This is a genomic window from Loktanella agnita (assembly GCF_046640325.1).
In the GTDB taxonomy this organism is placed as follows: Bacteria; Pseudomonadota; Alphaproteobacteria; order Rhodobacterales; family Rhodobacteraceae; genus Yoonia; species Yoonia agnita.
In genome coordinates, this window is the sequence record NZ_JBJMBF010000019.1 from 1 (window position 1) to 26,609 (window position 26,609).

Below are 26,609 nucleotides of genomic sequence, written 5' to 3' on the forward strand. Positions count from 1 at the left end.
TGCTTAACTAAAACCAGATGAGCGATAACTCTTCAAAGTCAAAACGCCATTTGTCTCAAACCATTTGATGACGGACACTGGATGTTACGGCTAGGTGCGTTCAGTGCAAAATTTGGCATTCCACGCATGCTTGGATTGGCAAAACTACCATCTGATGTATCTGAAGTTTTGCGAGACGAGTTGCTGGCCAACGCTTACAATAGTTCCTCCATTCGGACCATAGCAGACGAAGCTGAGGCATTACCGCAAATATTAGTGCAATTTGAAAACCTACCGGACTTGAGACAAGATATACCTGTCAGAGTGATATCGCGAGCACTGTTTGAAGATGACAATGAAATCGAAAATGCTTGGCGTACTGGACAAGACAACCTGTCAGCACTGAACTCTGATACTAGCATTACCTACAGCGTATCTACTAACCACTTTCTTCAGCTCGCAGAACCAGACCTCATTGCCAATGCAGTTCGCGATGCGACTGTGCGTCATTAAATGACTTGAGACATAGTGGACTTGTCGCGTTTCAATGCCGCCCCAAGTGTTGCATACGAGCCCATTGTTGACCAATGCTGCGGCTTGTTCGAAGGTCTGCTTTGTCTAGTCGACTTGGTCACGGGAGCCGTGGGCACGCACCAGATCTCGGTACCATTCTCCGCTCTTCTTAATCGTCCGGTTCTGGGTCGTATGATCAACATGAACGATGCCAAATCGCATCGCATAACCCTCCGCCCACTCGAAATTGTCCATAAGGCTCCAGGCAAAATAGCCCTTAACGGGAATGCCCTCGTCAAGCGCGCCTGCCAGCACATCAAGATGTTCGGCAAAGTAGTCCACGCGTGGCTGATCATTGACCGTACCAGCGTGCCCGGGACCCATATTGTAGCAAGCTCCATTCTCGGTGATGTAGACGGGCGGTAGATCGTAGCGTTCGTAGAGCTGTGTCAGCAAATCAGCGAGCCCTTTGGGCTTAATTTCCCAACCGTTATCCGTTTTGGCACCATTCTCCGTGGTCGGGATCGACGCCACAGAAAGAAATTGGGATGCGGCATCTGCTCCGCTCTCAAACACGCCCATTCCGTCGGCACATGGAGTTCTGTTTTGACCACCTGTCCTGTCGACGTGGCGCACCGTAACGGGGGAATAGTAGTTCAACCCCCACCAATCGAGCGGCTGTTTGATGGTGGCGAGGTCACCGTCCTGTATCTTCAGTTTGTCACCAAGCGCAGCCGTGAACTCAGCGTCATAGGCACCATCAAAGATAGGGCCAAAAAAGACGCCGTTATTGAATTGAAACGCGCGCTCTGTAGCTGCCTTGTCACCAGCGGAGTCCGACGCAGAATAGAAGCATTGTGCGTTGAACACGATTCCGATCGACAAGTCGGCACGTTCCGCACGCGCCGCCTGAACACCGAGGCCGTGCGCAAGATTGGTAACATGAACAGCGGCAAGGGCCGCATCGATCGACCGCTCGCCCGGCGCGTGACTTCCGACCCAATGGCTCAAGTAAGTTGAACACCACGGCTCGTTAAAGGTGGCAAGCGCGTCCATGCGGTCGCCGAAGCGCCTTACGACAACCGAGGTGTATTCGGCGAATGCGTCGGCCGTATCGCGATCCGTCCAGCCGCCATAGCCCGTCAACGCGAGGGGGAGGTCCCAGTGATAGAGTGTGGGGAAAACTTTGATTCCGCGCGATACCAAGCCGTCGATCAGGCGGTCGTAGAAGTCGAGGCCAGCCGCGTTTACCTTGCCACGGCCCTCAGGGAATATGCGCGGCCAGGTGATTGAGAAGCGGTAGGCGTCCATCCCAAGGTCGTAAATGAGGTCTAGGTCGCTCTCCCAGCGATGATAATGGTCACAAGCGGCGTCACCAGTGTGCCCCTCGAAAACCCTACCGGGCATGTTGGCAAACGCATCCCAGATGGAAGGGCCGCGGCCATCCTCGCGGGTCGCGCCTTCGATTTGGTAGGCTGAGGTTGAGACGCCGAAGGTAAAGTCTGCGGGGAAACGAGCAGCAAGATCTAATGGGTCTATCATTTTGTTCGTTCCTCAAGGTTGGTCCGGACCAATAAGTCCGGTTCTACCGATTTGAGTTTCTTGGTCAGTTAGATCCGGTTTGGGTGTCAGAAGCCAGCGGAGATCAGGCCGATAAGACCGAAAGAACTGAAAACTCAAATGAACTATTCCGCCAGGATCAGGTTGGCCAGCGCTGTGGAACAAAACGTACCCAGCTGACAAATCGTGGTCTCGCAGCAATGCCTTGAGATTGAGCCGCTGCGCGTTCGAAGCGGTCATTCATGCAACAGCAGCGACCGGTAGAAGAGTCCCGCATCTTACCAGTTCGTGCACGACGCAGCGAAGAATCGCTATCCCACAAACCTGAATGAGAAAATCCTTAGCGCCCTATTCTGCACTCAGCCGGAATCGACCCCGTCTGGCCCGTTCTTCGCTTTCATTGCACTTTGATGATTGGCGGTTGAAAAGCAAGCTCGTTGGTATGGCCTTAAATTGGTCCGAAATACTGCGTCTCAACGTTATCTGTGCATCCTCTCGTTATTCTCGGATACATCGTAGCAGGCTATCTAATTTGGCCGAACCATTCGACTCTTTCCAAAATTTTTCTTCTTCATAAACCTATTGCTCTTACGTTCGGGCGTCAGCCAAACAAGAGGCGATGTAAACCTCTGTTGTTTAGGCCGATCTCTTTTTAGTTGTATTGTTCGTGATTTGGTGCCTAAATAGAAACTCTGTTCGAGTCTGTATTTTCGCATATATTTTGTACTGCTTATTTGAATTCACCAACGTCTTCACGTTGGTTTTTTAAGTTCGCTTCACCGGGGAGTGCGTGCGTTTGGGTATTTCGGAGGCGGATCAACCAACCGGTCGGGGGGGCGGGGCCCATCAGAAGGCTGCTGTGTCGTTTACGCCTCCAGGGGCGCGGGGCAGTGCGACGCTGGCCATACCGCTTCCGGTGCCCACCAGTCGTGACAGCGACCTTTCATTTTCGTTGATATACGATTCCAGTTCGGGCAACGGACCATTTGGAATTGGTTGGCATCTTGACCTTCCCAGCGTTTCAAGGTCGCTGGCGAAGGGGTTGCCCAGATATCGGGACGACGATCTACTGTCGTGCAATCCATTTGGTAATTTGGTGCAGAAGGGCGCCTTTCAAGGGGAAATTTGGGTTCCGGATCAAGTTGAGACCGTTGATTCAGCCGGTAAAGCCTGGGTCGTTCGTCAATTCTTACCGCAATCCAATATCTACCTTCCGCAGATTGAGAGGTGGAGTGCGACCGCTGATCCTGGCGATGTTCATTGGCGGGCCCGCACCAAAGACAACACGGTCATGACCTTCGGGCAATCGCCCTCAAGCCGGCTGACCGATCCGCATGATGCCACGAAAATTGCCCGCTGGCTGATCGACAGTCAGGAAGATGCGAAGGGCAACCTGGTTGAGTTTCAGTATATCGCCGATGCGCAGCAAGGTGCCCGTGTGCCCGCGGGCCAGGCCACGGCGAATTATATCGATCAGATCAGGTATGGGAATTACCTCGACAACGGGGACCTGAAATTCGCCTATACGGTGCAATTCGATTACGGCCAGTTTGATCTGGGTCACGTTGGGCAAGATCTACCCACAAGCCCTAACAAAAACAATCCTTGGTTGCAGAGACAGGATCAGTTTTCCGACTTCGGTTACGGCTTTAACCTTTTGACCAGCAGGCTGTGCCAAAACGTTTTGGTCTTCCATCATTTTCCCGGCGTATTGGATGCAAAGCCGGTTCTGACCAAAGCCCTTCGCCTGACCTATGATGAAAGCCCGCTGATGTCGCAATTGGCAAGCGCATCGACACAAGGATATCAATTGCAAGCCGGTGGCAACTTGCTGGCGCAGATTGAAGCGCCCCGGCAATTCTCCTACCGTGAATTTCGGCTCAGCACGGCGCCGAGGTTTCAGCAGCTGAAGGTTCAGAACAAGGCGGGCCTTCCGGGGGCAATTGCCGATGGCCAATTCCAACTTATCGACCTGTACGGAGAAGGCGTTCCCGGCTTTCTTGAAAGCAATGGCAATGGCACGCGTTACTACGCGCCGCTGGGCGGTGGGTACTATACATCGGGCCAGACCCTGTCGCAATTCCCCGATTTCAGCGATCTGAGCAATCCGAAGCTAAATCTCGGGGACGTCAACGGGGACGGGCGCCTTGAGTTGGTGAATGCCGACCTGTCGAACCCGGGCTATTTCCAACAGACCGAGGATGGAAAGTGGTCAGGCTATACCGCGCTGCCGTCAAAGCTTTCGGTGCAGGGCGCGCAGACCTTCGAGACGGTCGATATCAACGGCAATGGTATGCCCGACCTCGTGAATGTCGGCCAATCCGAACTGTCGGTGTATCGGTTCTCCCTCAAAAGTGGGTACGTCCGCCCACTGACGGCCGCGCGACCTGAAGGGTTTCCGACGCAATCCCTGGCGTCTGAGAGCAACAAGATCGTGTTTGCCAATGTCTTTGGCGATGGCCGGTCCCACCGCGTCCTGATCGAGGATGGGCGTTTTGCGGTCTGGCCGAATTTGGGCAATGGCAATTTCGGGCCGGCGTTCGTGTTCGCGAACTCTCCAGAGTTTCCGGTGGGGACAAATGTGCAGGGTCAGGTCTATCTCGCCGATATTGACGGCAGTGGGACGACCGATGTCGTGCTGGTCAATGGCGACCAACTCTTGATCTACATGAACCAAAGCGGGCAGGGCTTTGCCGAGGCACAGCGCGTGGACTTGCCGTTTTGTGTGACGCCAATGGATCAAGTGTCCTTCGCTGACATTCTCGGGATTGGCTCGACGAGCTTGATCTTCACGCAGGTCTCGCCAGAGGTCACACATTGGTTCATTGACCTGGCGCGCGCGGAGGATGGTCAGACATCCGGTGTGGTCAGCCCCAAGCCTTATCTGGTGACCTCTTTTGACAACGGGATCGGGCAGACCAACACATTCACCTATCGCAGTTCTGCGCAATCTTATCTGGCCGATAAGCGCGCGGGCAGGGCGCGGGTGTGTCGTTTGCCCTTCGTGGTGCAGACTATGGCGAAGACACGGTCCGAGGACGCGTTTACAGGCGCGTCACGAACGCAGAGCTACGAGTATCATGATGGCTACTACGATCCGCAGCTGAGGCAGTTTCAGGGTTTTGCCTACATCGAAGACGCGCAGGCGCAGACGTTCAAGCCATTCAAGAAGGCCAAGGATTGGCCGATTGCGCGCCTGAATGCGGATCTGGCCCCTCAGACGCGATATGAACGGGTTTGGTATGACGTCGGCAGCTACTATGACCGTGCGGCGTTGACGGCGCAGTTGCGGGCCGAATGCTATCAAGGCGATCCTGATCAGGCCTTTGTGCCCGCTTCAAAGGTCTCTAAGGCATTGTTGGCGGAGGCACCCGCAAGTGTCGTTCGACAGGCATTCGGTGCGCTGGCGGGGCGCGAGACCCGTCGCGAGCATTACAACAGCGCGCAGGATGCCGAAGCGGGGGCGGCACCCCTACTGATCAGCCAGCACAATTCGGTTGTTCAGGGCGTACAGCCTTACGGACCAGAGGGGTACGGGTCCTTGCTGATCGTGGATGTGGAGACGCTTGAAGCCTATTACGAACAGGGGGCGGATGACCCGAGGCTTGAACATTCCGTGGCACTGGCCTCGACCGTGTTGGCGAACAATCCTGATGCCTTCTACACCGAAACGACGGCAAAAATCTCCTACCCCCGGCGTTTGACTGCGCCGAATGTCTTGCCTGAACAGCGCGAGATCGGCGTGTCGTTCGAGGTCAACACGAAAGCGCGGGTCGAGGACTCTGATGTGCGGCTGATCGGCCAACCGTTCGAGACCATCGCAACCGTGGTGGGACGTCCAACCGCGCCGCAGACAAGCATATACACGGTTGCAGAGCTTCGCGCGCTGTTTTGTGTCGCTGACAGCAACCGGGTCGCATATGGCGCCGACTTTTCCGGCTCTGCACCACAATCCATGCCGATCAGCATGCAGCAGACCTGCTACTGGAATGATGCGCAAACCAAGCCCTTGAAGGCAAACAAGATCGCGTCGCGCGCCTTGGAGCATCACAGCCGGGAGGCGGTGTTTTCCGAGGCCTGGGTCAGCGCGGTCTTTGGCTCAAAAATCACTGCACAAACATTGCGTGATGTCTGTGGGTTCGAGGTGGACGCGAACAAGTATTGGTGGAGGACCGGCCAGATCAAGACGTATTTCGGCCCTGGCCAGCCGGAGAAATTCTTTCAGCTTCGCTCTCAGGCGTCGGCCTCCACGGACCAAGGATTGTTCGCGCGGCGGGATCAGGATTTCGACAGCCCGTTTTCGATGTTTGTCACCTCGGTCGAAACCTACGTTGATCCGGTCAATCGGCTTTCCGAGACATCGACCTATGACTATCAGGCCTTACAGGTCCGGCAGACGGACGATCCCAACGGGAACGTGACCCAGCATCGGTTCTGGCCGTTGGGTGACATCATGGTGACGTCGAGGTTCAAGCCGGCACGGGCGGGCACGCCACGGGTCGGGGACGGGGATCTCGATCATTACCAACCAGTCGCATCCCCCAGTCTGAGCGATATCGTGGCGCACCCTGCCAAGTATCTACAGGATGCAAGTTCTTTCACATTCCCCAATTATCTGGCCGCCGTTGATAGCCCTGCACAACCGGTTTCGACCGCAGGTTTGCAGCGCAGCCAGTATGTCAGCGCCAATCAGCCAGCGGCCTTCATCCAAACCTCAGTGTCCTACGTCGATGCGGACGGCAATGAAATGGAAGAGAAACTGGCATGTGAGCCGGAGGCCAGCGGCGGCCCGGTCCGCTGGCGCGGCAACAAACGTGTCGTGGCCGGGTCCACGGGCGCGGAATGCCAACGCTATTTCGCCTATTATTCGGACACGCCCGCCTTCCAGGACCAACAACAATTGGCCAAGCGCAATCTCGTGCCGGCCCCGAAGGTGTTCCGGCATGACGCACTTGGCCGTGTGATCAAGACGATCAAACCCAAGGGGTATTTGAGCCTTGAACACCATCATAGTTGGCAGTTTAGCCAGTTCGATGAGAACGACAGCCTGCTCGACGCGCCTTATTACATTGAGTTTCAGAAGACCTACCCCAAGACACCAACCCCACAGCAAAAGGCCGAGAAGGCGGTGCTGGACGCAGCTGTGGCCTTCTACAACACGCCGTCGGTCGCGCTCTTGGGGCCGGGTGGGCAGCCGGTGCGCAAGGTTGCCTGCAATCTGGGCGCCATTGATGCAAGCCTGTTTGACCCCGTTGTCAGCGGCACTTCGATCACGGCACAGGCACTTTGGGATGAGCTGGTCGCGCAGGGGTATCTGGAGACGCTGACCCATCCGAAGGGGACCTGGGTCAGCGACAGCTTTCAGCCCTACGTTGCCGGTTTCAGCTTCAACCTGCCCGCGCCTTACGCCCAGTTTGAGGGGGCCGTCAAGGAGTTGCTGACGCAGAACCGATTGACGACAAAGATCAGCCGCGACTGGATCTACCGCGTGGTCGGTGCCCGCGATCCACGGTTGTTTCTGGCCGAGGTCAGCGGCGGGCAATCCACACAGAACGTCACATACCAGTATCCGATGGGGTCGGACGAGGCCTTGTTTACCGACAGCTGTGATGCCGGACCCCGGTGGCAGCTTAAGAACGCACTGGGACACCTGGTTTTGGAATTCGATGCCGTAGGTCAGTCAAAATTCAGTGTTTATGATGGTTTGGGCAAGATGGTCGAACGCTATGCCACGGATGCCACCGGCAAGACGCGACTTGCGATCCGGATCGACGTAGCCCTTCAGACGCCGGCCGAGCAAGCGCTCAACCGGGCCGGTGAGATTGCAAGCGTGCGGGACGGGTCCGGCATTCTGCAATTCAGCCGTTACGGGATCAGCCGACTGACCGAAATGCAAAGCCGTCAGTTCCTGAAAAACCCCGCGAAGCCCGTCGATTGGACCGGCACGCCAAAGATGGCGGGGCGGACCTTCGAGACGGAATATGCGTTCAACGCGCTGGGACAGGTTGAGCGCAAGGAACTGGCGGATGCGACCACGATCACCCGCGATTACTGGCCGTCAAACCGGCTGAAATCCGTGACCGTCGCATCGCCGGGACAGCCACCGTCCGTTCTGATCAGCGACACGTCCTACACTGCCGCCAATGAGGTCGACACCGTGAGTTTCGGTCAGGGCATCGTCCAAACCCGCACATACGAAGATACGACCGAGCGGACGATCGCGCTCGACACCGTGCGCCCATCGAAGCTGCCGGGCGGGGGCACGCGGGATCCGAAGGTGCAATCGATGCGCTATATGTTCGATCCGGCAGGCAATCTGGCGAAGACATGGGATCGCACCGCCAATCTGTTGTTTTGCGGTGGTACTGAGCCTGAAAACGATGCGGCATTTGGCTATGATGCGCTGTACCGCCTGATCAGCGCTTCCGGACTTCAGCATCCGGGCATCAAAGCGGAGACCCATGCGACCGGCTTTATGCAATCTCTATACGCAGAGCTGTGTCCGGCTGGAACGCCACCGATCACGTTGGAGCGCTACACCGACACCTTCACCTACGACGCTTCTGGCAACATGGTGGAGCAGGATCACCAAGCCGCCAGCGAGAGTTTCACCCGCAACCATCCCGTCGAGGACATGTCCAACCGCATCAAAGGGCTCGGCTATGACGACAATGGCAATGCGCTGAGCATTGATCTGGAAGCCGCAACCCCGATTGGCTGGAACGAGAGTAACTCCGTCGCGCACGTGGGGCCGATCACGCTTGGCTCCGGGGCGGAGGAAGCCAATGAAACCGCCTACGACTACGCGCAGCTACGCGCCTGGCACAGGATCACCAGACGCGCGCAGCCCGGTGGCAGCGTCGCGCAGACGACCACGGACTTCACCGTCGATGCGCTGGTGTCGCGACAACTCGATGATGCCGCCCGCGGCACATCGACCGTGACGAACTTTTCCAGGATCGAGGAGGGGCCTCTTACGTTGGCCGTGACGGAAACGCTCTCACCCGCGAGCGGTGGGCCGGAACAGCGGATTCAATTGGTGGATCGCCTTGGCTCTGTCAGCGTCGAGATGAACCTCGCGGGGGACATCACCAGCTACGAGGCGTACTTTCCATTTGGCGGTACGGCGGTGATTGCCGGGTCCGACAAGGCCGTCGTCAGCCAGAAGCGGGTGCGATATTCGAACAAGTCGGTGGATGAGAACACGGGGCTTTATGACTATGGCGCGCGGATGTACCCGACCTGGCAGGGGCGGTGGATCAACCCGGATCCGGCGGGCACGACGGACGGACTGAACCTTTATCAGTTTGTCGGAAACAACCCGATGACGCTGATCGACCCGGACGGGATGTGCAAAAACGGCCCGACTAGCAACCAGTCCAGCACCAATCGGCGAAACGGATTTCTCGGCCCGGACCAGCGCGTTCTGGCCGAGGAGGTCATGGAAGGGCTTTTGAATGAACCCTTTCGCACGTTCATCGGCGGACCAAGGCTGTTGGGACAACTCGCCAGGATCATCGGTACGACCAAAGAGCAGGATTCGGCTCGGCAGGACACCGCCGGGTTTTTGAACGAACTGCATGTCGCCACCTATTTGGCAGCGGGTCACCTGCGCCGTCAGAACCCGGACGCGTTCTGGTCGCCTGCAATGACTTATGTGCCGCGGCCGTCGTCGATGCCGGCGTTTGCACGAGCTTTGGACTTTGCCGCCGGCCCTGCCAGTTATGCGACATGGATGATGGGATACAACACCAGCGGCTCGGATGCCGCCCGACTGGCGGGATCCACGCTCGGGGGCTTGCTCGTCAACGGAATCGGCGGCGTCATGGCGACCGGGCTGTTCACGGGCACCATTCCCAGCCTGATCCGAGGCCAGAGGTTCTCACCTCGCGTGAATGCCGCCATTTTCGTCGGGGGCTTTGCCCTTGGTATCGCCGGGATGCTGGATGAGCGTCACCAGAACTACCTGACCTATCGGCAAGAGCAGGATAGCATCAGCAGTTGGACGTTTTGGCGACGCAACAACCTGCGTTCCGCCATCGGATTTGACCGGCTTTTGACGAGGCTGGACCTTTACTCCAGACAGCGCGAAAGGGCCGCGTCCGGCGTGCAAGATGCAGCGCTTGTGGGGTTGGCGGCCCTTGGGGTGGCTTATCTGCTTTATGGTGATGCCGCGGCGGCGCGTGCCGGGCGGTGGATGCGCGACAATTGGCACCCGCCCAGCGGTGGCTCATCCGGGGCAGGCAGATCCGGCGGGTCCGGCGGCACCGGCAACGCGGTGGCTCAGCAGTTCCGGCGCTTGGTCCAGCAGCACGGGATGGCCAACGTCAGCCGGATGTTGGGGCAGGTCGGTGGTCCGAACACCGGGCTCGCCTCTTGGCTGCTGCAAATGCCGTCAAGTTCGACGATGAGCGTTCTGCAATCCATGCAGCAGGGGACCGGTCGCAGCAGCAACCTGCCGGTCCTGTACAACCCCGGGCAGTTCCAGCTGGCGTTGCCACGGGTCGAGGCGACCGGACTTCAGCTTTTCAGACGGCGTATCACGGCGCCGACGGTTCCTCGCCCCCAGCCGACTGCTCTGGCCCCCATTGAACAGGTGGTGCGGGCGTTGGTGCAGGTCCGGCCGCGGCCCACCGCCATGCAGCTTGTGCCACCGATCATGAACCAGGTGGTGCCCTACAGACCGCCCGTCGGCGGCCCGCCCGCCGTCATTCCACGACCGAATGTGAACATTCCGCTCCCAGGCGCGATGGCGCAGCTACGCCAGCAGGTGTTGCGCGCAGCTATGAGGAATCCATTGGCAGCAGCGGCCATTGGCGGAGCTTCTTTTGCCACCTTCTGGCAATTTCGAAGTCGGGAAAACTCGCCCGGAGGGAACAAGTGAAGCAGCCCCGAAACACTGGTCCCCGACACAAAAGCGACATGAATTTCAAAGGAGCAAATCAATGACAGCCCCCCTCAGCTTTGAGCACAAAATGGTGATGAGCGAAGGTCATGATGCGGCCTCGCGATTTCATGAGGAGAACCCGGATTTTGATCTGCTCAATCACGATTTCTATGACCCTGCGGGCGACGGCCCGCGTGAATATTCGGACAGTCACGACACCGCGACCGTCGCGGTTCTCAGTGCCCAACAACGTGTGGCGCGCCTGACGTCCGATCCTCATGTTGCACGTCAGCTTATTAAACACCGGTTGGACTCAGCCCATGCCGTCGCGCAGGTGCCGAGACACCGGTTCGTCCAGGGCGCCGTCGAACACCTTGAGGTCACCCAGGAAGAGGCGGCGGCGATCTATGATCGCGCGACCTCGATCAAGGCGGCCGTGAAACACTTCGTCACGGATGTCCGCACCACCCATGCGTCGCCGCACTTTCAGGCGATTCAGAAGGGCCAGATCGACGCGCAATATCAAAAGCTGGTCGATATGCCGAACTACCAGTCCCTGTTCGGCGGGCTGAACTTTTGCGCGTGCGAGCATTGCTCTTCGATCTTCTCACCGGCGGCGTATTTCCTTGATATGATGCGGATTGCGGATGACTACATCACCGATCCAAACACCACCAAGGCCAGTGACAATATCCCCGATGACCTGTTGCTGTCGTCGCGCCGGCCGGACCTGTTCAATCTTCAGCTCACCTGTTCGAACACCAATCTGCCCATTCCAACACTGACCATCGCCAATCAAGTGATGGAGCAAGTCGTTTTGCGCGATACGCAAAAGCTGGGCGACCTGACCGCCGCGACCACAGACACGGCCACGCTGGACAGCAACGCCCCCGCGAAGGCGCGCGATATCATCGGCAGGCTGCTGTGGGTGCAAGACACCAACAAGGTCGTTCAGACACGCACCGTGGTCGACTACGATGCCTCTACCAAAGTGGCGACGTTGGATCAGCCCTGGACGCGGATCCCGACCGATACATGGGGATATGCCCTGACGGCATCCGCCTACCAAAGGATGGCGGTGGCGTCTTATCCGTTCAATCTGCCGGCCAACCTGCCACTGATCGAGACGCGCCGTGATTTGGCACAGATCGGCTGCCACCTTCAGTCGATCTATGCGGCGGTGTCCGGGCCCGTCAACGTCGGCAATATCGTGGCCGCCACGGTGGCCTCAGCACAGCTGCCGAAATCTGCCTCGAAGACAGACGGCGCCTATACGTCGAACCGCATCAAAATCGTCGCGGGCACAGGTCTGGGCCAAAGCCGCGCGATCAAAAGCTATGACGGGAGCAATCGGACGGTCACGACCGCCAGCAAATGGACCACGGTTCCCGACACGACCTCCGCCTACGAAATCTACGATATTTTCCCGCAAAAGCGTGAAACCTGCGGCCTGAGTGTTGAGCAGGTAGAGCTGCTGACCACCGTGTCCGACACCAACGCCGGCGTGGCGGCCCGCTATGGCTTATCGAGCCTCAAGCTCAAGGACATGGCGGTTGTTCAGACGTTTCTGGAGATCAGCGGCCTTGACTGGCAAGGACTGGTCGATCTGTTGGTGCAGGGGCTTTCTGATCAGGAGCTGGCTGACAAAGTCTCGGGCGGCTTCTTTATCAATGACACCGGCGAGCCTCTGGACCCGATTGAGATCGTGCAGGACGCGACCAACCCGTCCAAACCCTTCATGAAGCTGACCAATCTGTCGCTGAAGCGACTGGACCGCATCACGCGGTTTGTCAGGCTGCACCAAGTTCTGGGGTGGAGCAGCGAGGCGCTTGACTGGGTGATGAAATCCGTCGGCGCGGAGGAGATCACGGAAGAGTTGATCATCGCGCTGAGTACGATGAAACAACTTACGGCCCGCACCGGGACCGACATCATCGAATTGACCGTCCTGTGGAGCGACATCAAGACCGATGGCAAGGGCAATGGCCCAACGCCCGCCGATCTGTTCGACAGGATTTACAACAGTCCAAGCCTATTGCGAGGGCAGGACCCGTATACCAGCAGCGTCCCGATCCCCTTCGATCCAAGCCGTCCCCTGACTTGGGACTACGATGTGCCAACCGGCGCGGATGCCAATATCCGCGGCCGATTGCTGGGGGCCTTGATGGTCAGCGACGACGATCTGACGCTGATTGCCCGCCACCTGATCAAGGGCGGTTCTGGCAGTGGGGGTACCACCATTTCGCTGACGCTTGCAAATTTGACGCAGATGTTTCGGGTGGCCCAGATATCACGGACACTCTCGCTCAGCATCGATGCCTATCTGGTCTTCATCAAGCTGCTGGAGCTGTCGGAGAACGATGTGGGCACCAGTGCGGTCGAGGAAGTCTGGCGGCAATTTGAAACCGCGCAATGGTTCGTCAACTCCAAGTTCGATATCTACACCGCACAATACATCATGCTGGGTAGGGTCAGCCCTTACTTCACGCCGCCCTACAAGCCGTCGGATGTGGCACCCTTCGTCAACACGCTTGCCACGACGGCGCAGCCCAACCTGTTGGTTCCGGGGGCGTTCGACGGCGCGGATATCGACACCGAGCGCGCGGATCTTCTGTACGAGCTTCTAAGCACGACAGGGTTCTGCACCGACATTGGTGTGATGAGGAACAATTTGGGCCGGTTTCTTACGGCCTCGGCCAAGAACGAGCTTACCAAACGCAGCTTCTTCACAGCCGATATCGACAAGACAGAATCCGAGGCGGTCTACGCACAGCTTTTGGCCGCAGTCCCACCGGTCTTGGAGAAGGTGACGAACAAAACCGCCCAGCTGGCCCGGCCCGTGTCCGAGAATCAGCGGCTCGATTATCTGTTCCCCGGCGATGAGAACGCCGCGAACAAGCGCAATCAGGTTCTCAGCATCTTGCTGTCCGTGCAGGGCTGTATCGCGTTTGACGAGCTGAGCTTTGCGTTCCCGCTGTCTGCGGATGCTTTCGTCAACGCGATGATTTCACCGCAGCAATCCGCGGCGATCCTAAACGATCTGGCAGCACAAAAGGCCCCCGTCGTCACGCTTGACCCGGCAGGCGGTCAACAGGGAACGATTGCGTCTTATGATGCTGCGTCGCGGACGGTGACGCTGGCTGCCCGCCTCGCGACCCAGCCGGTGCCGGGCAGCCTCTACAGCGTTCTGGACACCAAGGACACCGGGACCGCACAAGGCGCTGGTGTCACCTCGCTCACCTTGGATGCCGGTGCGTCCAACATCGACAGTGCCTACGTCGGGATGACTTTACGAATTCCAGGTCCCCTCGGTGAGGCCTTGAGCGCCGAGATCGTCCAGTACGATGGCGACACCCGTGAAGCAAAGGTCGCCCCGGCGTGGGACAGCCTGCCCCAGGCGGGCGTGGGCTATGCCGTCTATGACAGTCGTGTGGACGGGCAGGTTTTATCCGTTTCCGGCGATGAAATCGGTCTCGATTCGAACGCCAGTTCCAACGACACCAGATACGAAAACTGCCTGCTTGAAATCGACGCCTCCGGCACATTGCAACCAAACAGCGTCAGCGACGCCACCCTCAAAAGCCTGTTCGAAAGCACCGGCGCCGGGCAATCGGCCAGCGCGCAAAGTTATGACGGCGAGGGTCGCGAATTGATCGTCGCGACAAGCTGGGCCACCGTGCCGGACACGACGTCCTACTATCAAATTATCGGCAAAACGGTCACTGGCACCGCGCGTGCAGGCACCAACGGCTCGATCCAGTTGGCGACCACAGCCCCGAAAAAGGACAGCGCTTTGCAAGGGCTGTGGTTGTCGATCACAAGCGGCACCGGGGTCGGTCAGAAGCGACGCATCTACAGCTATGATGGCAAGTCCAGGACCGCGACGGTCCAGAGACCCTTCGACGTGGCCCCGGACAAGACCTCGCAGTATGTGGTCAAGGAGATCATCACCGAAGGCTATGCCCGCGGAGGCGCAACCTCTTCGATCCTGCTGGCCGCCGATGCGTCCACCAGCGACAAGGCCTACGACGGGACGACCATTGAAATCGTCGAACAACCCGACATCAATGACCGGGTGGGCGCGGTGCGCGGGGTGCTGGATGCCGTCAGCGCCCAGAACACCTTTGCCGCAACAGCGCTGAAAACCGCGAAAACCGATCAGTTTGCGCTTGCCCTGCGCGGTCTTGCGGACTTCCTGTCGACATCCGAGGACCGCCTTGCGACGCTGATTGAGGATGCCAGTCAGGTGTCCGGCTTAGTGGATGTCCTGCCGGATCTGCTGACGCCGTTGACGGCAGGGCAAGTGACCAGGACGCTGTCTGATTTCATCAAGGCGCTGGCGCAGAATGCCTTGCTGTTCGACACGCTGATCTACAGCCCGCTTGAGTCGGCCGCCGTCTTTGAGATGGAAGATGTATTTGGCTGGCCTGCGAACGGGCAATTGCGCCTCGAAAACCTTGAGACATTGGCGCTTTTCAAAGTGATCGTCGCCGATTTCTCCGGCAACTCGGATGCGGTTCTGGAATATCTGCGCTATCCCAACACGGCCCAAGGGCGCGCAAGCTCGCTTGCGGCGTTGTCCGTTGTGTCGCATTGGCCGCTGGATCAGATTGCAAATCTGGTCGAGCAGTTCTGGCCGACCTCAAACGGTGACGACTATTACCGCGCAGACACCGTTGGCGGGTTGAGCCGTATGGCGGCAGCCTTCGATCTTTGCGACAACACGCAGCTGAACATCTCGACCTTGCTTGAAATGCAGGCTCTTGGCCGGGTTTCCGTCGCAGACCCGTCAAATGACACGGTCGACCTCGAGAACTGGCGCAAGTACAGCGCCTTGGCGGATGTCACGCTGGGAGCGGTCAAGAACAGCGTCGGCGAGGCGGGCTTTACCAAAGTCTACAGCTATATCAATGAAGGCCTCAATGAAGCCAAGCGGGATATGTTAATCGGCTACACGCTTTGGATTCTCAACAACGCGGGCATCACACTCAAGAACTCAGAGCAGTTGTTCCAGTTCTTGCTGATCGATGTGAACACCGGCGGGTGTGACCAGTCCAGCTACATCGCGCAAGGCATCAGCGCGATCCAGCTTTATATGCAGCGTTGTCGGATGATGTTGGAACCCGGTGTGACTGACATGGCGCAGATCCCCGAAGCGTGGTGGGCCTGGATGTCAGCCTACCGGGTCTGGGAAGCGAACCGTAAAATCTTTCTCTACCCCGAAAACTACATCACACCATCGTTGCGTCAGGGTGCTACGCCGCAGTTCAAAACGCTGACGGAAACGCTGTTGTCCAACGATGTGACAGAGGCGACGGTATCGCAGGCGTTCCAGACCTATTTCGAAGGTTTCTCAAACGTCAGTCAGCTGACCAATTTCCAGACCTACAGCTATGACGAGACGCAGTTCGGCACGAGCATTCTTTACGACACCGGAACAGTTATGGCCGCGACGGAGGATACGGTCACACTGGCCGCCAGCGCGTCGAAAATCTTCAGCTACTACGTGGGGATGCAAATTCGCATCGTAAGCGGCACAGGCGTCGGGGAAACCGCGCGGATCACGGACTACAATGGCAGCAATCGGATAGCGACGATTTCGCCCAAGTGGAAAACAACCCCCGACGCGACATCGAACTATTCGGTGACCGGCAACGCCAAATACGAGTCCACGTACTACATTGCCAATGAACCGACAGACCCGAACGCGCGCTATTGGCGGCATTATTCGGGCCTCAAAGGCTGGTCGCCCTGGCAGGAGATCACGCTGAAAGCGGCCTCGCCCTACGTCAGCCCGGTCTACGCGTTCAACAAGCTGCACCTGCTGTGGACCGAGACCAAACTGGTCGAAAGCACCAAGATTGATCTGAATGCCTCGGGCAACCCCGAAACCACGAACGTCACCACCACCAGCGTATCGATCAACATATCGACCATGGACAAAGACCAGATCTGGTCGGTGCCGTACCGGGTGGCTGAGAATTCGGTGACCTGCTCGACCTTGGGGTACGAACTTGACCCCTATGTGGCCATGGCGTTGCCCGGCTGGACATCGCTATTCGAACCGCAAACTTATTATTTCTGGGAGAAACTCTATCCGGTCTATGTCCGGGAAGAGAATTTGACTGCGCCGGATGATTATCCAAACGGCGGACGCATCGTCCTGAACTTCGGCTTGCCCATCACCTTTCAGGTTGGCGGACCGGCTATGCCGCAAATCAAAGCGCCATCGACGAAGCAGCCTGCATCCACGCTTCAGTTTGCGAATGATGCCTATCAGACCCACAAGAACTACAACGCTCTGGTGCAAGGTGCGGCGACCAACATGACGGGCAGCACGCAATATTTGCCCGCGACATCCATCGACAGTGGGGGGATCATCGAAAACCTGCCACTGACGCTGATCAATGGCGTTCAGGGATATACGTACAAGCCGTTCGGCCCCAACGTGAATTACACGACCGGTGAATTGGAGGTTGCGACCGCAAGGCATTACAACCTGATCCAGACCGATTATCTGGGCGACAGTTACCCCAATAAAGAATCCTTCTTCTTCTCAACCGCGGAGGCAACCTTGCTGTCCAAGGTGGCCACGGGCACCGCAACGTCCGGCACGATCAAGAACCGCCCGGGTTCCATGATCTTCGACAACGGTGACGAGGCCTTCACCGTCCGAAGCTCTGCGGAGGGGGTTGTCCCGATGAACGAAGGGCTGATGGCCTCGGCCACACTGAGCGGCTTTCCAGACGGTCAGTTTTATCTGCAAAGCTCGAATTTCAGCAATGCGGCAAGTCCTATTGATCCAAGCACGCTGACCTACAGCTTTGAGCGTTTGACCTCGAAGGTGGCGGAGGGGCTCAACGCACGTCTGGTGCTGAGTGGTATTGCGTCCATGTTGTCGCTTGAGGCGCAAAATTCGCCCGAGCTTCCGTTCAGCCGCCTGAAGCCGTCCGCAAGCGTCGTGCCCCCGGCGACCGATAAGGTCGACTTCAACGGGGCTTACGGGCTCTATTTTTGGGAGATATTCTTTCACGCGCCGCTTCTGGTGGCCGAGATGCTGGCGTCGAACCAACGTTTCGAAGACTCAAAAACCTGGCTGGAGTTCATCTTCAACCCCACCCAAAGCCTCGACCCGTCGGACCCTGATCCGACGATCCGTTTCTGGCGGTTCATGCCATTCCGCTCGATGACCATCGAGTCGCTGACGGAAATTCTGACGGACCGTCAACAGATTCAGGTCTACAACGACGAACCGTTTGATCCCGACGCCATCGCCAGTCTGCGCACGTCAGCTTACGCGAAAGCTACCGTTATCCGCTACGTCAACAACCTGATCGCCTGGGCCGACCGCTTGTTCACCCAAGACACGCGCGAGACGATCAATCAGGCGACGAATATCTACGTGATGGCCGCCGATCTTCTGGGCCCGCGCCCGGTCGAGGTGGGCAAGATCAAGACCCCGCCGGCCAAAAGCTATAACAACGTCAAGGACCAGTACAACAACACCACGGTGACCGAAGGCGACGTTGCCGCAGGCAGTACCAACAGTCTGACCCTGGCTGCGTCTGCGTCGGACGTGAACGACGCCTACGCCGGTGACTACGTGAAGATAACCGCCGGCACAGGGTCGGGCCAGATCGGCTACATCGCGGCCTACGACGGCGCCACCAAGGTTGCGACCCTGGACGCGGTATGGAGCACGATCCCGGACGACACCTCGCAATACAAGGTCTTCATGCAGGGCATCCCGCAGTTCCTGATCCGTCTGGAGAATACGCCGACATTCAACAGTGCGGGCGGGGCCGAGTATTCCGATGTGCCGTTCAATGACATCGACAGCTATTTCTGCGTGCCCGAAAACAGCGAGTTGATGGGGCTGTGGGATCAGATCGAGGACCGATTGTTCAAGATCCGGCATTGCATGAATATCCACGGACAAGAGCGGTCCCTAGCCCTGTTCGCTCCGCCCATTGACCCACACGCGTTGATCGCAGCAGCGCAGGCCGGATCGGGTGCGATCAGCATTCTGCAATCGGGTGGGGCAGGGGTGCCGCTCTACCGCTTCGGCAGCGTAATCGAGCGCGCCAAGGCCTATGCCAGCCTTGTTGTCCAGTTCGGCAGCAGCCTGCTTGCCGCGCTGGAAAAGAAAGACGCGGAAGCCTTGTCGCAACTTCGCGTCGGTCAGGAACGCGCCCTTCAACAGATGGCCACACTGGTCAAGGAGCAGCAAATTCTTGAAGCTGAAGAGGCGCAAAGCGCGCTTGATCTAAGCTACGACGCAGCCGTCGGCCGCCAGACCTACTACCAACAGCAGGTGGATGACGGCCTTAGCATCGGGGAGCAGATCAACCTCGCCTCAATGACACTGGGGACGATCTTCAATGTCTCTGGCTCGGTAATGCGCGGCGCGTCCGCGATTGCCTATGCCGTGCCGCAGGTGGGCTCGCCCTTCGCGATGACCTACGGCGGTCAGCAGTTGGGCGCGGCCATCGGCGCCGGCGCATCGGTATTGGAGGGGCTTGGCATGCTGGCCAACTTCGCCGCTCAGATGAGCATAACGCTCGCACAGTACAAGCGCCGTGAGGACGAGTGGAACCTGCAGCTTGGGCAAACCACTCTGGATATCGCCCAGATCGAGCATCAGAAAACCTCGGCGCAGGCACATGTCGACATTGCCAAACGCGATTTGGCGATGCACGAAAAGTCGCTCGAACAAAACGAGGAAATGGAAGCCTTCCTGTCGGACAAATTCACCAACGAGGAGCTGTACCAGTGGATGTCGAGCAGTTTGTCGACCCTCTATTTCCAAAGCTTCAGTCTGGCGATGGAAATGGCCCGATCGGCGCAGAATGCCTATCGCTTCGAGATGAACGACCAGACGGACTATCTGGTCAACAACCACTGGGACGCAGGCCGTAAGGGGTTGCTGTCCGGCGAGGGCCTGATGCTCAGCCTGAACCAGATGGAGAAATCCTATCTGGACAAGAACAAGCGGCCCCTTGAGATCGAGAAAACCGTCTCGCTGCGGGAATTGAATCCGGTCGCTCTGATGTCTCTGGTCGAAACAGGCGAATGCATCTTCGAGCTGTCGGAGAAAATGTTCGACGATGATTTTCCGGGACACTTCCTGCGCAAGATCGTGACTGTGTCGGTGTCGATCCCGGCGGTCACAGGCCCCTATCAGAACCTTCATGCAACGCTGACCCAGCTCAGCAATCAGGTGGTGCTGAAACCCAATCTCGATGCAACGTCGTTCCTGCTGGGTGAAGACGGTGCGGAGGTGCCGTCGCCCACCGTGTTACGAAACAACTGGATGGCAAATCAATCGGTTGTGCTGTCGCAGGGCATGAACGACACTGGGTATTTCCAGTCGTCCGTGGATGACCGCTATTTGCCCTTCGAAGGGACCGGCGCCGTGTCTGCATGGCGACTGGAACTGCCCGTCGCATCGAACACTTTCGATTTTGCAACCGTGAACGATGTGGTGATCCATCTGAGTTACCGCGCGGTCAGCGGCGGCGATGCCTTCAAGAAAAAGGTGCTGTCCTTGCCTGCGATGAAGAAAAAGCCGCTCAGCGCGTATTTCGAGATGTCTCAGCGGTATTCGTCGCAATGGTATCAGTTCATGCAGCAGCCGTCCTCGACGACCAAACAGACCTTGTCGTTCACGCTGGAGGATCTGGTCCCGCCGAACGTATCGGACGGCATTGCGACCGGGCTTTTATTGAAGCTTGATCTGGCCGATCAGGCCAACGCGTCGGCGTCGCAAGATTATATCACCGTGACCTTGGGGACGTCCAAGCCCGTGCCGCTGACCCCGGACAAAGACGGAAACTTCTTGCTGATCTTCCCGGCCGCGCCACGGATGGATGAGGTCGAGGGCGCCTGTTCCATCACGTTCGATCTGGCGAAAACCCCGTCCGATTTGAAGGACGCGAACACTGGGCAACTCGATGCGGAGGTCCTGCGCGACATCGGGCTCGCCCTGTCTTTCGAAGGGGAATTGTCATGGACCAAATAGACCCCGCATTAAGCCGCGCGTGCTGCGCAGACATTACAAAATCAAGAAGGGGCACCAAGCCCACGTTCATTATCATAACTGAAATAGGAGATAGAAATGGCTGATCCATGGTGGTTACCCGGGTGCCAGAAGAACGTCGAAAAAATCGGCGGGACCTTGTGTACACAACAACATTGCACGGACTCACAAAACTACTGGCACGCGGTCTGCAATTGCCAAGATCCTTACCCGAACGGCTGCCGCGACAACAACGTCCAGAATTGCTGTTCCTACGAAGCCGAAAGCCCGGTCTACGTCATCGGGCCTGAGGGGTGCTATTGCTGTTGCGGGTGTTTTGCCAGCGACACGCAGGTGGCTTTCGACGAGGAAGACACCCGCATCATTGCCGATTTCAAAGTGGGCGATATGGTCTATGTCGCAATGGATCGTGATTTGTCGACCTGGGATCAGCTTCCCGTCGAATTCAGCAGCGGCACGAACGACCAGACCGTGGCGCACCTGATCCAGGTGCATTTCGGCGAACCGGAGAATCCCGAAGTCGTGCTGACAACCCGCGATCAGTTGTTCATGGTGCAGGACGGCAGGCTCAAGCGTGCCTCAAGGCTGATCCCCGAGCATGATCATCTCACCCGTGCGGATGGCTCGCTCGCCCCGATCCTGTCGCTGTCGTCCGGCGTCTACAAGCGGGGGCTTCACCACATCTCGACCAGCAGCACGCCGACGACGGATGTAGAAGGGCACCTGATGATCGCGAACGGGGTGGTGGTCGGCGACTACAGCCTCCAGATCACCGATCTGGGCAACGCCGCAGCCCACTTGATGGTGGACGGTCACGATGATCTGCCGGAATTTGGGACACAGGATTACGACAGGACCCATGTTCACCTCGAGTCCGATCATCATCGCGCGTACCCCAAGGCGCTTGAGGCCAAGCTGCCAAACGCTGAAGGGTTCGATGCTCGCGACGAGATGCTGCAAAAGCTCCACAGGCATCCGGTGGACTACGAACATGCCTTCTTTACCAAGAAACAGGCCCATGACATCTTCGACAATGCACCGCGCCAGCCGAACTACTCCAGCGCGGGCAAGGAAATCTTCCACTATTTGCAAAAGCTGTTCGCCGGGTTCTATCCGTCGATCGACGTGCATCTGGATGACCACGTCGAAGAGCCGAACGCCTATTCCGTGTACAGCCTGGGTCGCAAGGTGGTTGTGGTGAATGGTGGTCTGATTCGAACCAATGCAGTGGGCTATGAAGGCCTGGCCTTCATCATCGGTCGTCAGATGAACAAGTTCCAAAGCAACGCCAGGGACGGCGATCACCGCATGGTGTGCAACGGAGAGGCGGACTACGACGTCATCCCGGCCGTATTCCCCTACATCTGGTTTGGGCACTTCGGGCAAGCCTATGTGCAGCCCGCGATGGAACAGGTCTTTGCGCTGTTCGACTTCATCAAACCAGACCACGCGAAGGGCATTCTCGGCGACACCTGCAACGGAATTTCCATCGAGTGTCGGAAATCCGCGATTGAGGCGTCCTTGTACCTCAAGGCGCTGCCGGAATGTGCAGGCGGTCCACCGATCCCTACGCTTGAGGTGGTTGAAGCCACCGTGGAAGACAGCGGCTTGCTGCGTGTCCAGTTCAACGAACCCGTTGATCCCGATACGGCCACGATGATCGGCAACTATGAGTTCGCCCCGCTCGCGCCGGCCTCGTTGGTTGAGCTGAGCGATTCACATGACGCGGTGTTGATCGACGTCGAGTTGAAATCGCGAAAGCGGTATGTGGTTCACGCCGTTGATATCCTGTCCAAAGATGGACATCCCTTGGTCGAAAGCCGCAGTTCGGCCTCGTTCAAAGTGCCCCACACCTAAGGGTGATCCCTGTCTGGGGCCGGATCTCTTCCGGCCCCGGGCGCTATCGGCAATCCTACCTCACAAGACCGCCTCGCCATGACGTGCTATAGGCGACGGCTGAAAGGAAACAACATGATCTCTGAGCTGGCCGAGAATGCGGACGACCTGTCCGTCTTTGAGATGCGGGCGCAATTGGGCGACATCCTTGGGGCAGAGGAACCCGTCCCGGAGTGCGTCTTGTTGCGGGCCCTCGACGATGACGTATTCGCAGGCAACTTGATGACCTGCAAGGATGCGCCGGGCTTTCTGAAACCTCTGTTTGAAGCGCCTGACACCTTGGCCTACGCGCCAACCGCGCTGGCCGCTAAAAAGGGGGGGCAGTACAGTCAGATGGACCTGGCCAGCAAGGCCGCCACGGCCTTGGCCCGGTGGGCCGGGACCGGGTTCAAACGGGTGGAGCCGGAACAGATGGACCAGCGCGAGCAGGCCTGCCTGTCGTGCCCCTTTCTCGAAGCGCCGACGTCGCTGCTGCAAAAGGCGGCGGGTAGCCTAATCCGCGTCCGCGACGAGACAGGCTACCGGTTGGGCAAACGCACCTGCGCCAGCTGCGGATGCGTGACCATGTCGAAAATTCGGCTCCCCGAAGAGAACTGCCCGGAGCCGCATCCGATCACGCCTGGCGTGTCTCGCTGGGGCGAACCACTTGTACCGCGGGCGTCAGAACACAGCCGCTGATGCATCTGGGATCAGCGCGGGGGCGACGGCCAGCGGGATTGCGCCACCGCGGCTGCGCCCCGCGTTCCCCCAAAGTCTAATTTTTTGAAGGGCACCGGCGGGCGGAGTAGCGTGCTGGGTTCTGTCGCAAATTTTTGGTCAGCTTGTAGGGCGGCTTTCTGCGGACACAGTTATTCAGCGAGGGCGTCAAACTGCTTGAAAGCTGAGGTGCCTGTTTGACTGATTTGCCCCTTGCGGATCATGGGTTCTGTCGCAAATATCTGTGCATTTGGCAGGCTGGCAATGTTGTGTTAGCGGCGTGCTTCTGATTTTGCATGCGGATGCTCAAACATGACGATTGATTTTAAGGGCAGCCACTATCCAAAATCGGTGGTTCTATATGCGGTTTTCTTCTACGTCCGCTACGGGGTTTCCTATCGTGATCTTGAAGAGATCATGGCTGAACGCGGTGTTGATGTCGACCATGCCACGCTGAACCGATGGGTGGTGAAATTCTCTCCGCAGATCGCCGCAAATGCGCAAGTCAGGAAGAGGCCAACGGCCTGTTCCTGGCGCATGGATGAAACCTACATCAGGGTTCGCGGCAAGTGGGTCTATCTGTACCGTGCAGTCGACCGTGATGGCCAAACCCTTAATTTCATGCTCTCTGAGAACCGTGATACGGCTGCAGCGCGGCGGTTCTTCAAAAGTGCAGTTAGCATCAACCGAATCCCGGAGCGCATTGTCATCGACAAGAGCGGCGCCAATCTAGCAGGGTTGCAGAATCTTAATGTCATCCTCAAGTTTACGGGCGTTGGTCGGGTTATCGGTATCGTCCAATCCAAATACCTCAATAATCTCGTGGAGCAGGACCACCGTTTCATCAAACGGATCACACGGCCAATGCTAGGCTTCAAAGCGTTCCATTCAGCGGCAGCAACATTGGCTGGGATTGAGGCGGCGCACATGATCCGCAAGGGGCAACTCGGTCAAACAGGCACCTCAGCTTTCAAGCAGTTTGACGCCCTCGCTGGATAACTGTGTCCGCTGAAAGCCGCCCTACAAACTGACGAAAAATTTGCGACAGAACCTCCCGTAGTCCCGTAGATCTCCATTGGGATCGACGTATCGGTAGAGTGTGACGGGTTTGACGCCGAGTTCTTTGCAAAGTTCAGAAACGGACGTATCTCTGTTTTCCATTGCGGCCTGGGCCATGCGGCATTGCTCGGTTGGGTTTTTCTAAATGAAACGCTGAGCGTTTCGCAAAGCTTCGGAATGATGGTTGTCCTCCTGAGCATATTCGTCGGTCAATATGCGTTAAGGTCGAAGCCAGTATCGACAAAGCCGACATTGGCCGCGTTGCAGAAATCGTGAAATTTGGGCTCGAAGCAGACCTGCGGCGGTGCAGCGGAGCGGACCCATGACAACCAGGTGATGCGGGGCTTCCGGCCCAAACCTGCCGATGGCCGGTGCGATCAATGCGGCGATGCAGCTTCCCCGAAGCGGACATTCATTGGTCGCGCAGCGCGTTTCGCCTGCCGAGGTCTGCTCTGCGGACGAAGTTGCCGTTCGTCCGCTGCTTTCGAATGACCGCTTTCAGGTTGATGATTGCAAAAACGCTCCGCAAGACTTAGCGTCAGAACGTCGATCAATACTTTCTTATATTGCGTGGTAGTAACCTTACATGAACAGCATTTCATCACTTAAGACACAAGTAGTTGTTGTTAGCGTCAGCAAAACTATGCTCTATGCTGCAGCAGGTTTAATCATCGGGCGCTACATCCAAATATCTCCAATTTCGCCAGCAACACTTATCGTGCCTGATTTGGCTGAAGTTGACTGGCTCATGAGAGCGCTACCGATCCTCTTGTGCCTGTTTGCGGGTTTTCTGGGTTGGGCGTCTACTCTTCGTGATCGTGTTTTGGTTGATGTTGCTGTGCTCATTCGGTCAATTGAAGAGAAAGCCTAAACATGCGCGAGCTAGTTCCAATTCTTCGTTTATCTTCATTTGCACTTTCATTCCTTTTCTTGCCGTTTGCTGTCGTAGGACAAGAGGTCGACTCAGAAATAACGCTCATGTCAAATGACGGAACAATCAGCATCGTCGGCGAATATGTCGATTTTGAAACTGACGCCTATGTTATTTCGACCGCTTTGGGATTGCTTCGACTTAGCAGTGATTACGTAACTTGTACAGGACAAGCCTGTCCGGCTCGTGGCGTTATACCCACTCAATCCACGTTCGAGATGGGCTTTCAAGACGGAAAGATCATTATTCTGGGTGAAGAAAAATGGCCAATCGATGATCTTTTTAGCAATATATCTTTTCCTGGTCTCTCCCAAGGGGCAACTATGTTCGGAGTAGTAGTCGAAGATGAGGAAATTCTGCTCGCCGCAGCATCAGTTTTTTCCGAATTGGAAGCGACTATCAATAGTCCTGTTTTGTCTTCGAGTTATCTCGGCGATCCAGTTGTTGATTCGATGCTGTCCAGTGGTTTTTTTCCGCTTTCTGTTCCGACAAGTAATCCGGATACGCCGATTGTCCTTGTTCAAGTCACGGAGGATGATGATGGAGAAAGTGATTTACTACACGCTCGGCTGAAGGTAATTGCAGAAACCTCTGCAAGACAACTATTTCTTGAAGCCCTAGACTACAGTTGTGATTTTCCCATATTGCCAGAGACTATCTCTCCAAGTGTCACATCCAGTTTCAGTGTTTTGGGGACTTCGGCCGAATATACCTTCCTCGCCACATTCAATCTTGATGAGGTGTGTGCGTTTTTAGCTCTTGATCAGCCCTAAATTTGCACGATGATGACGTCTTCGCCAAATTAAGGAGTCTGCTCCAGTGACAAGCCGATTACCAACAAACGTTAGTAATCCGCCACAAGAGAATTGCGGGACAGAAAAAGCAGCCGTTCATTCCTAGCGCAGCATTTGTCAGTTCGGGCTCTCTGCCGCCATTCTCCGCATCGCGGCATCCGAAGTACGGCGCTTATGCGGTAACGTCATTCACGGCCCAAAGCCGACCTTCACGCTGGGTTTGAACGCTGCGGTGCGGCATCTCTAAAGCGGTCA

At 57.2% G+C, this 26,609-nt stretch carries 9 protein-coding genes; 8 read left to right on the forward strand and 1 reads right to left on the reverse strand.

Features of this window, described 5'->3' with window-relative positions; all coding sequences use genetic code 11:
* The first annotated feature begins 81 nt into the window (after window positions 1–81).
* Window positions 82–492: a hypothetical protein gene (locus ACJ5NV_RS17550; RefSeq protein WP_411645815.1), complete on the forward strand. Its 411-nt coding sequence runs from the start codon at window positions 82–84 to the stop codon at window positions 490–492.
* 105 nt (window positions 493–597) lie between these two features.
* Here the strand turns inward: ACJ5NV_RS17550 and ACJ5NV_RS17555 are convergent, their stop codons facing one another.
* Complete coding sequence (locus ACJ5NV_RS17555; RefSeq protein WP_411645817.1) at window positions 598–2,034, reverse strand: family 1 glycosylhydrolase; 1,437 nt, start codon at window positions 2,032–2,034, stop codon at window positions 598–600.
* Between the two features lie 877 nt (window positions 2,035–2,911).
* Between ACJ5NV_RS17555 and ACJ5NV_RS17560 the strand changes: the two genes are divergently transcribed.
* The 7 genes from ACJ5NV_RS17560 (at window position 2,912) to ACJ5NV_RS17590 (ending at window position 26,333) form a co-directional block, all read left to right on the forward strand.
* Window positions 2,912–10,936 (forward strand): SpvB/TcaC N-terminal domain-containing protein, encoded by an 8,025-nt coding sequence (locus ACJ5NV_RS17560; protein WP_411645819.1) that lies wholly within the window; start codon window positions 2,912–2,914, stop codon window positions 10,934–10,936.
* Window positions 10,937–10,997: 61 nt separating this feature from the next.
* Window positions 10,998–20,960: a Tc toxin subunit A-related protein gene (locus ACJ5NV_RS17565; RefSeq protein WP_411645821.1), complete on the forward strand. Its 9,963-nt coding sequence runs from the start codon at window positions 10,998–11,000 to the stop codon at window positions 20,958–20,960.
* A gap of 96 nt (window positions 20,961–21,056) precedes the next feature.
* Window positions 21,057–22,835 carry a Hint domain-containing protein gene (locus ACJ5NV_RS17570; RefSeq protein WP_411645823.1) on the forward strand — a complete coding sequence of 593 codons (1,779 nt, stop codon included), beginning with the start codon at window positions 21,057–21,059 and terminating at the stop codon, window positions 22,833–22,835.
* 114 nt (window positions 22,836–22,949) lie between these two features.
* Window positions 22,950–23,552, forward strand: a complete 603-nt coding sequence (locus ACJ5NV_RS17575) for a hypothetical protein (RefSeq protein WP_411645825.1) — start codon at window positions 22,950–22,952, stop codon at window positions 23,550–23,552.
* Between the two features lie 330 nt (window positions 23,553–23,882).
* A complete protein-coding gene (locus tag ACJ5NV_RS17580) occupies window positions 23,883–24,569 on the forward strand; it encodes an IS6 family transposase (protein ID WP_411645826.1) in 687 nt (228 codons plus the stop codon).
* A 646-nt stretch (window positions 24,570–25,215) separates the two neighbouring features.
* Entirely contained in the window at window positions 25,216–25,500 is a 285-nt protein-coding gene (locus tag ACJ5NV_RS17585; protein WP_411645827.1) for a hypothetical protein, read from the forward strand.
* Window positions 25,501–25,502: 2 nt separating this feature from the next.
* A complete protein-coding gene (locus tag ACJ5NV_RS17590; protein ID WP_411645829.1) occupies window positions 25,503–26,333 on the forward strand; it encodes a hypothetical protein in 831 nt (276 codons plus the stop codon).
* Window positions 26,334–26,609: the final 276 nt, after the last annotated feature.

Bases quoted from the DNA above. Each gene is read 5' to 3' on its own strand.
- ACJ5NV_RS17550 (WP_411645815.1), top strand. From the start codon at position 82: ATGTTACGGCTAGGTGCGTTCAGTGCAAAATTTGGCATTCCACGCATG.
- ACJ5NV_RS17555 (WP_411645817.1), bottom strand. From the start codon at position 2,034: ATGATAGACCCATTAGATCTTGCTGCTCGTTTCCCCGCAGACTTTACC.
- ACJ5NV_RS17565 (WP_411645821.1), top strand. From the start codon at position 10,998: ATGACAGCCCCCCTCAGCTTTGAGCACAAAATGGTGATGAGCGAAGGT.
- ACJ5NV_RS17570 (WP_411645823.1), top strand. From the start codon at position 21,057: ATGGCTGATCCATGGTGGTTACCCGGGTGCCAGAAGAACGTCGAAAAA.
- ACJ5NV_RS17575 (WP_411645825.1), top strand. From the start codon at position 22,950: ATGATCTCTGAGCTGGCCGAGAATGCGGACGACCTGTCCGTCTTTGAG.
- ACJ5NV_RS17580 (WP_411645826.1), top strand. From the start codon at position 23,883: ATGACGATTGATTTTAAGGGCAGCCACTATCCAAAATCGGTGGTTCTA.
- ACJ5NV_RS17585 (WP_411645827.1), top strand. From the start codon at position 25,216: ATGAACAGCATTTCATCACTTAAGACACAAGTAGTTGTTGTTAGCGTC.
- ACJ5NV_RS17590 (WP_411645829.1), top strand. From the start codon at position 25,503: ATGCGCGAGCTAGTTCCAATTCTTCGTTTATCTTCATTTGCACTTTCA.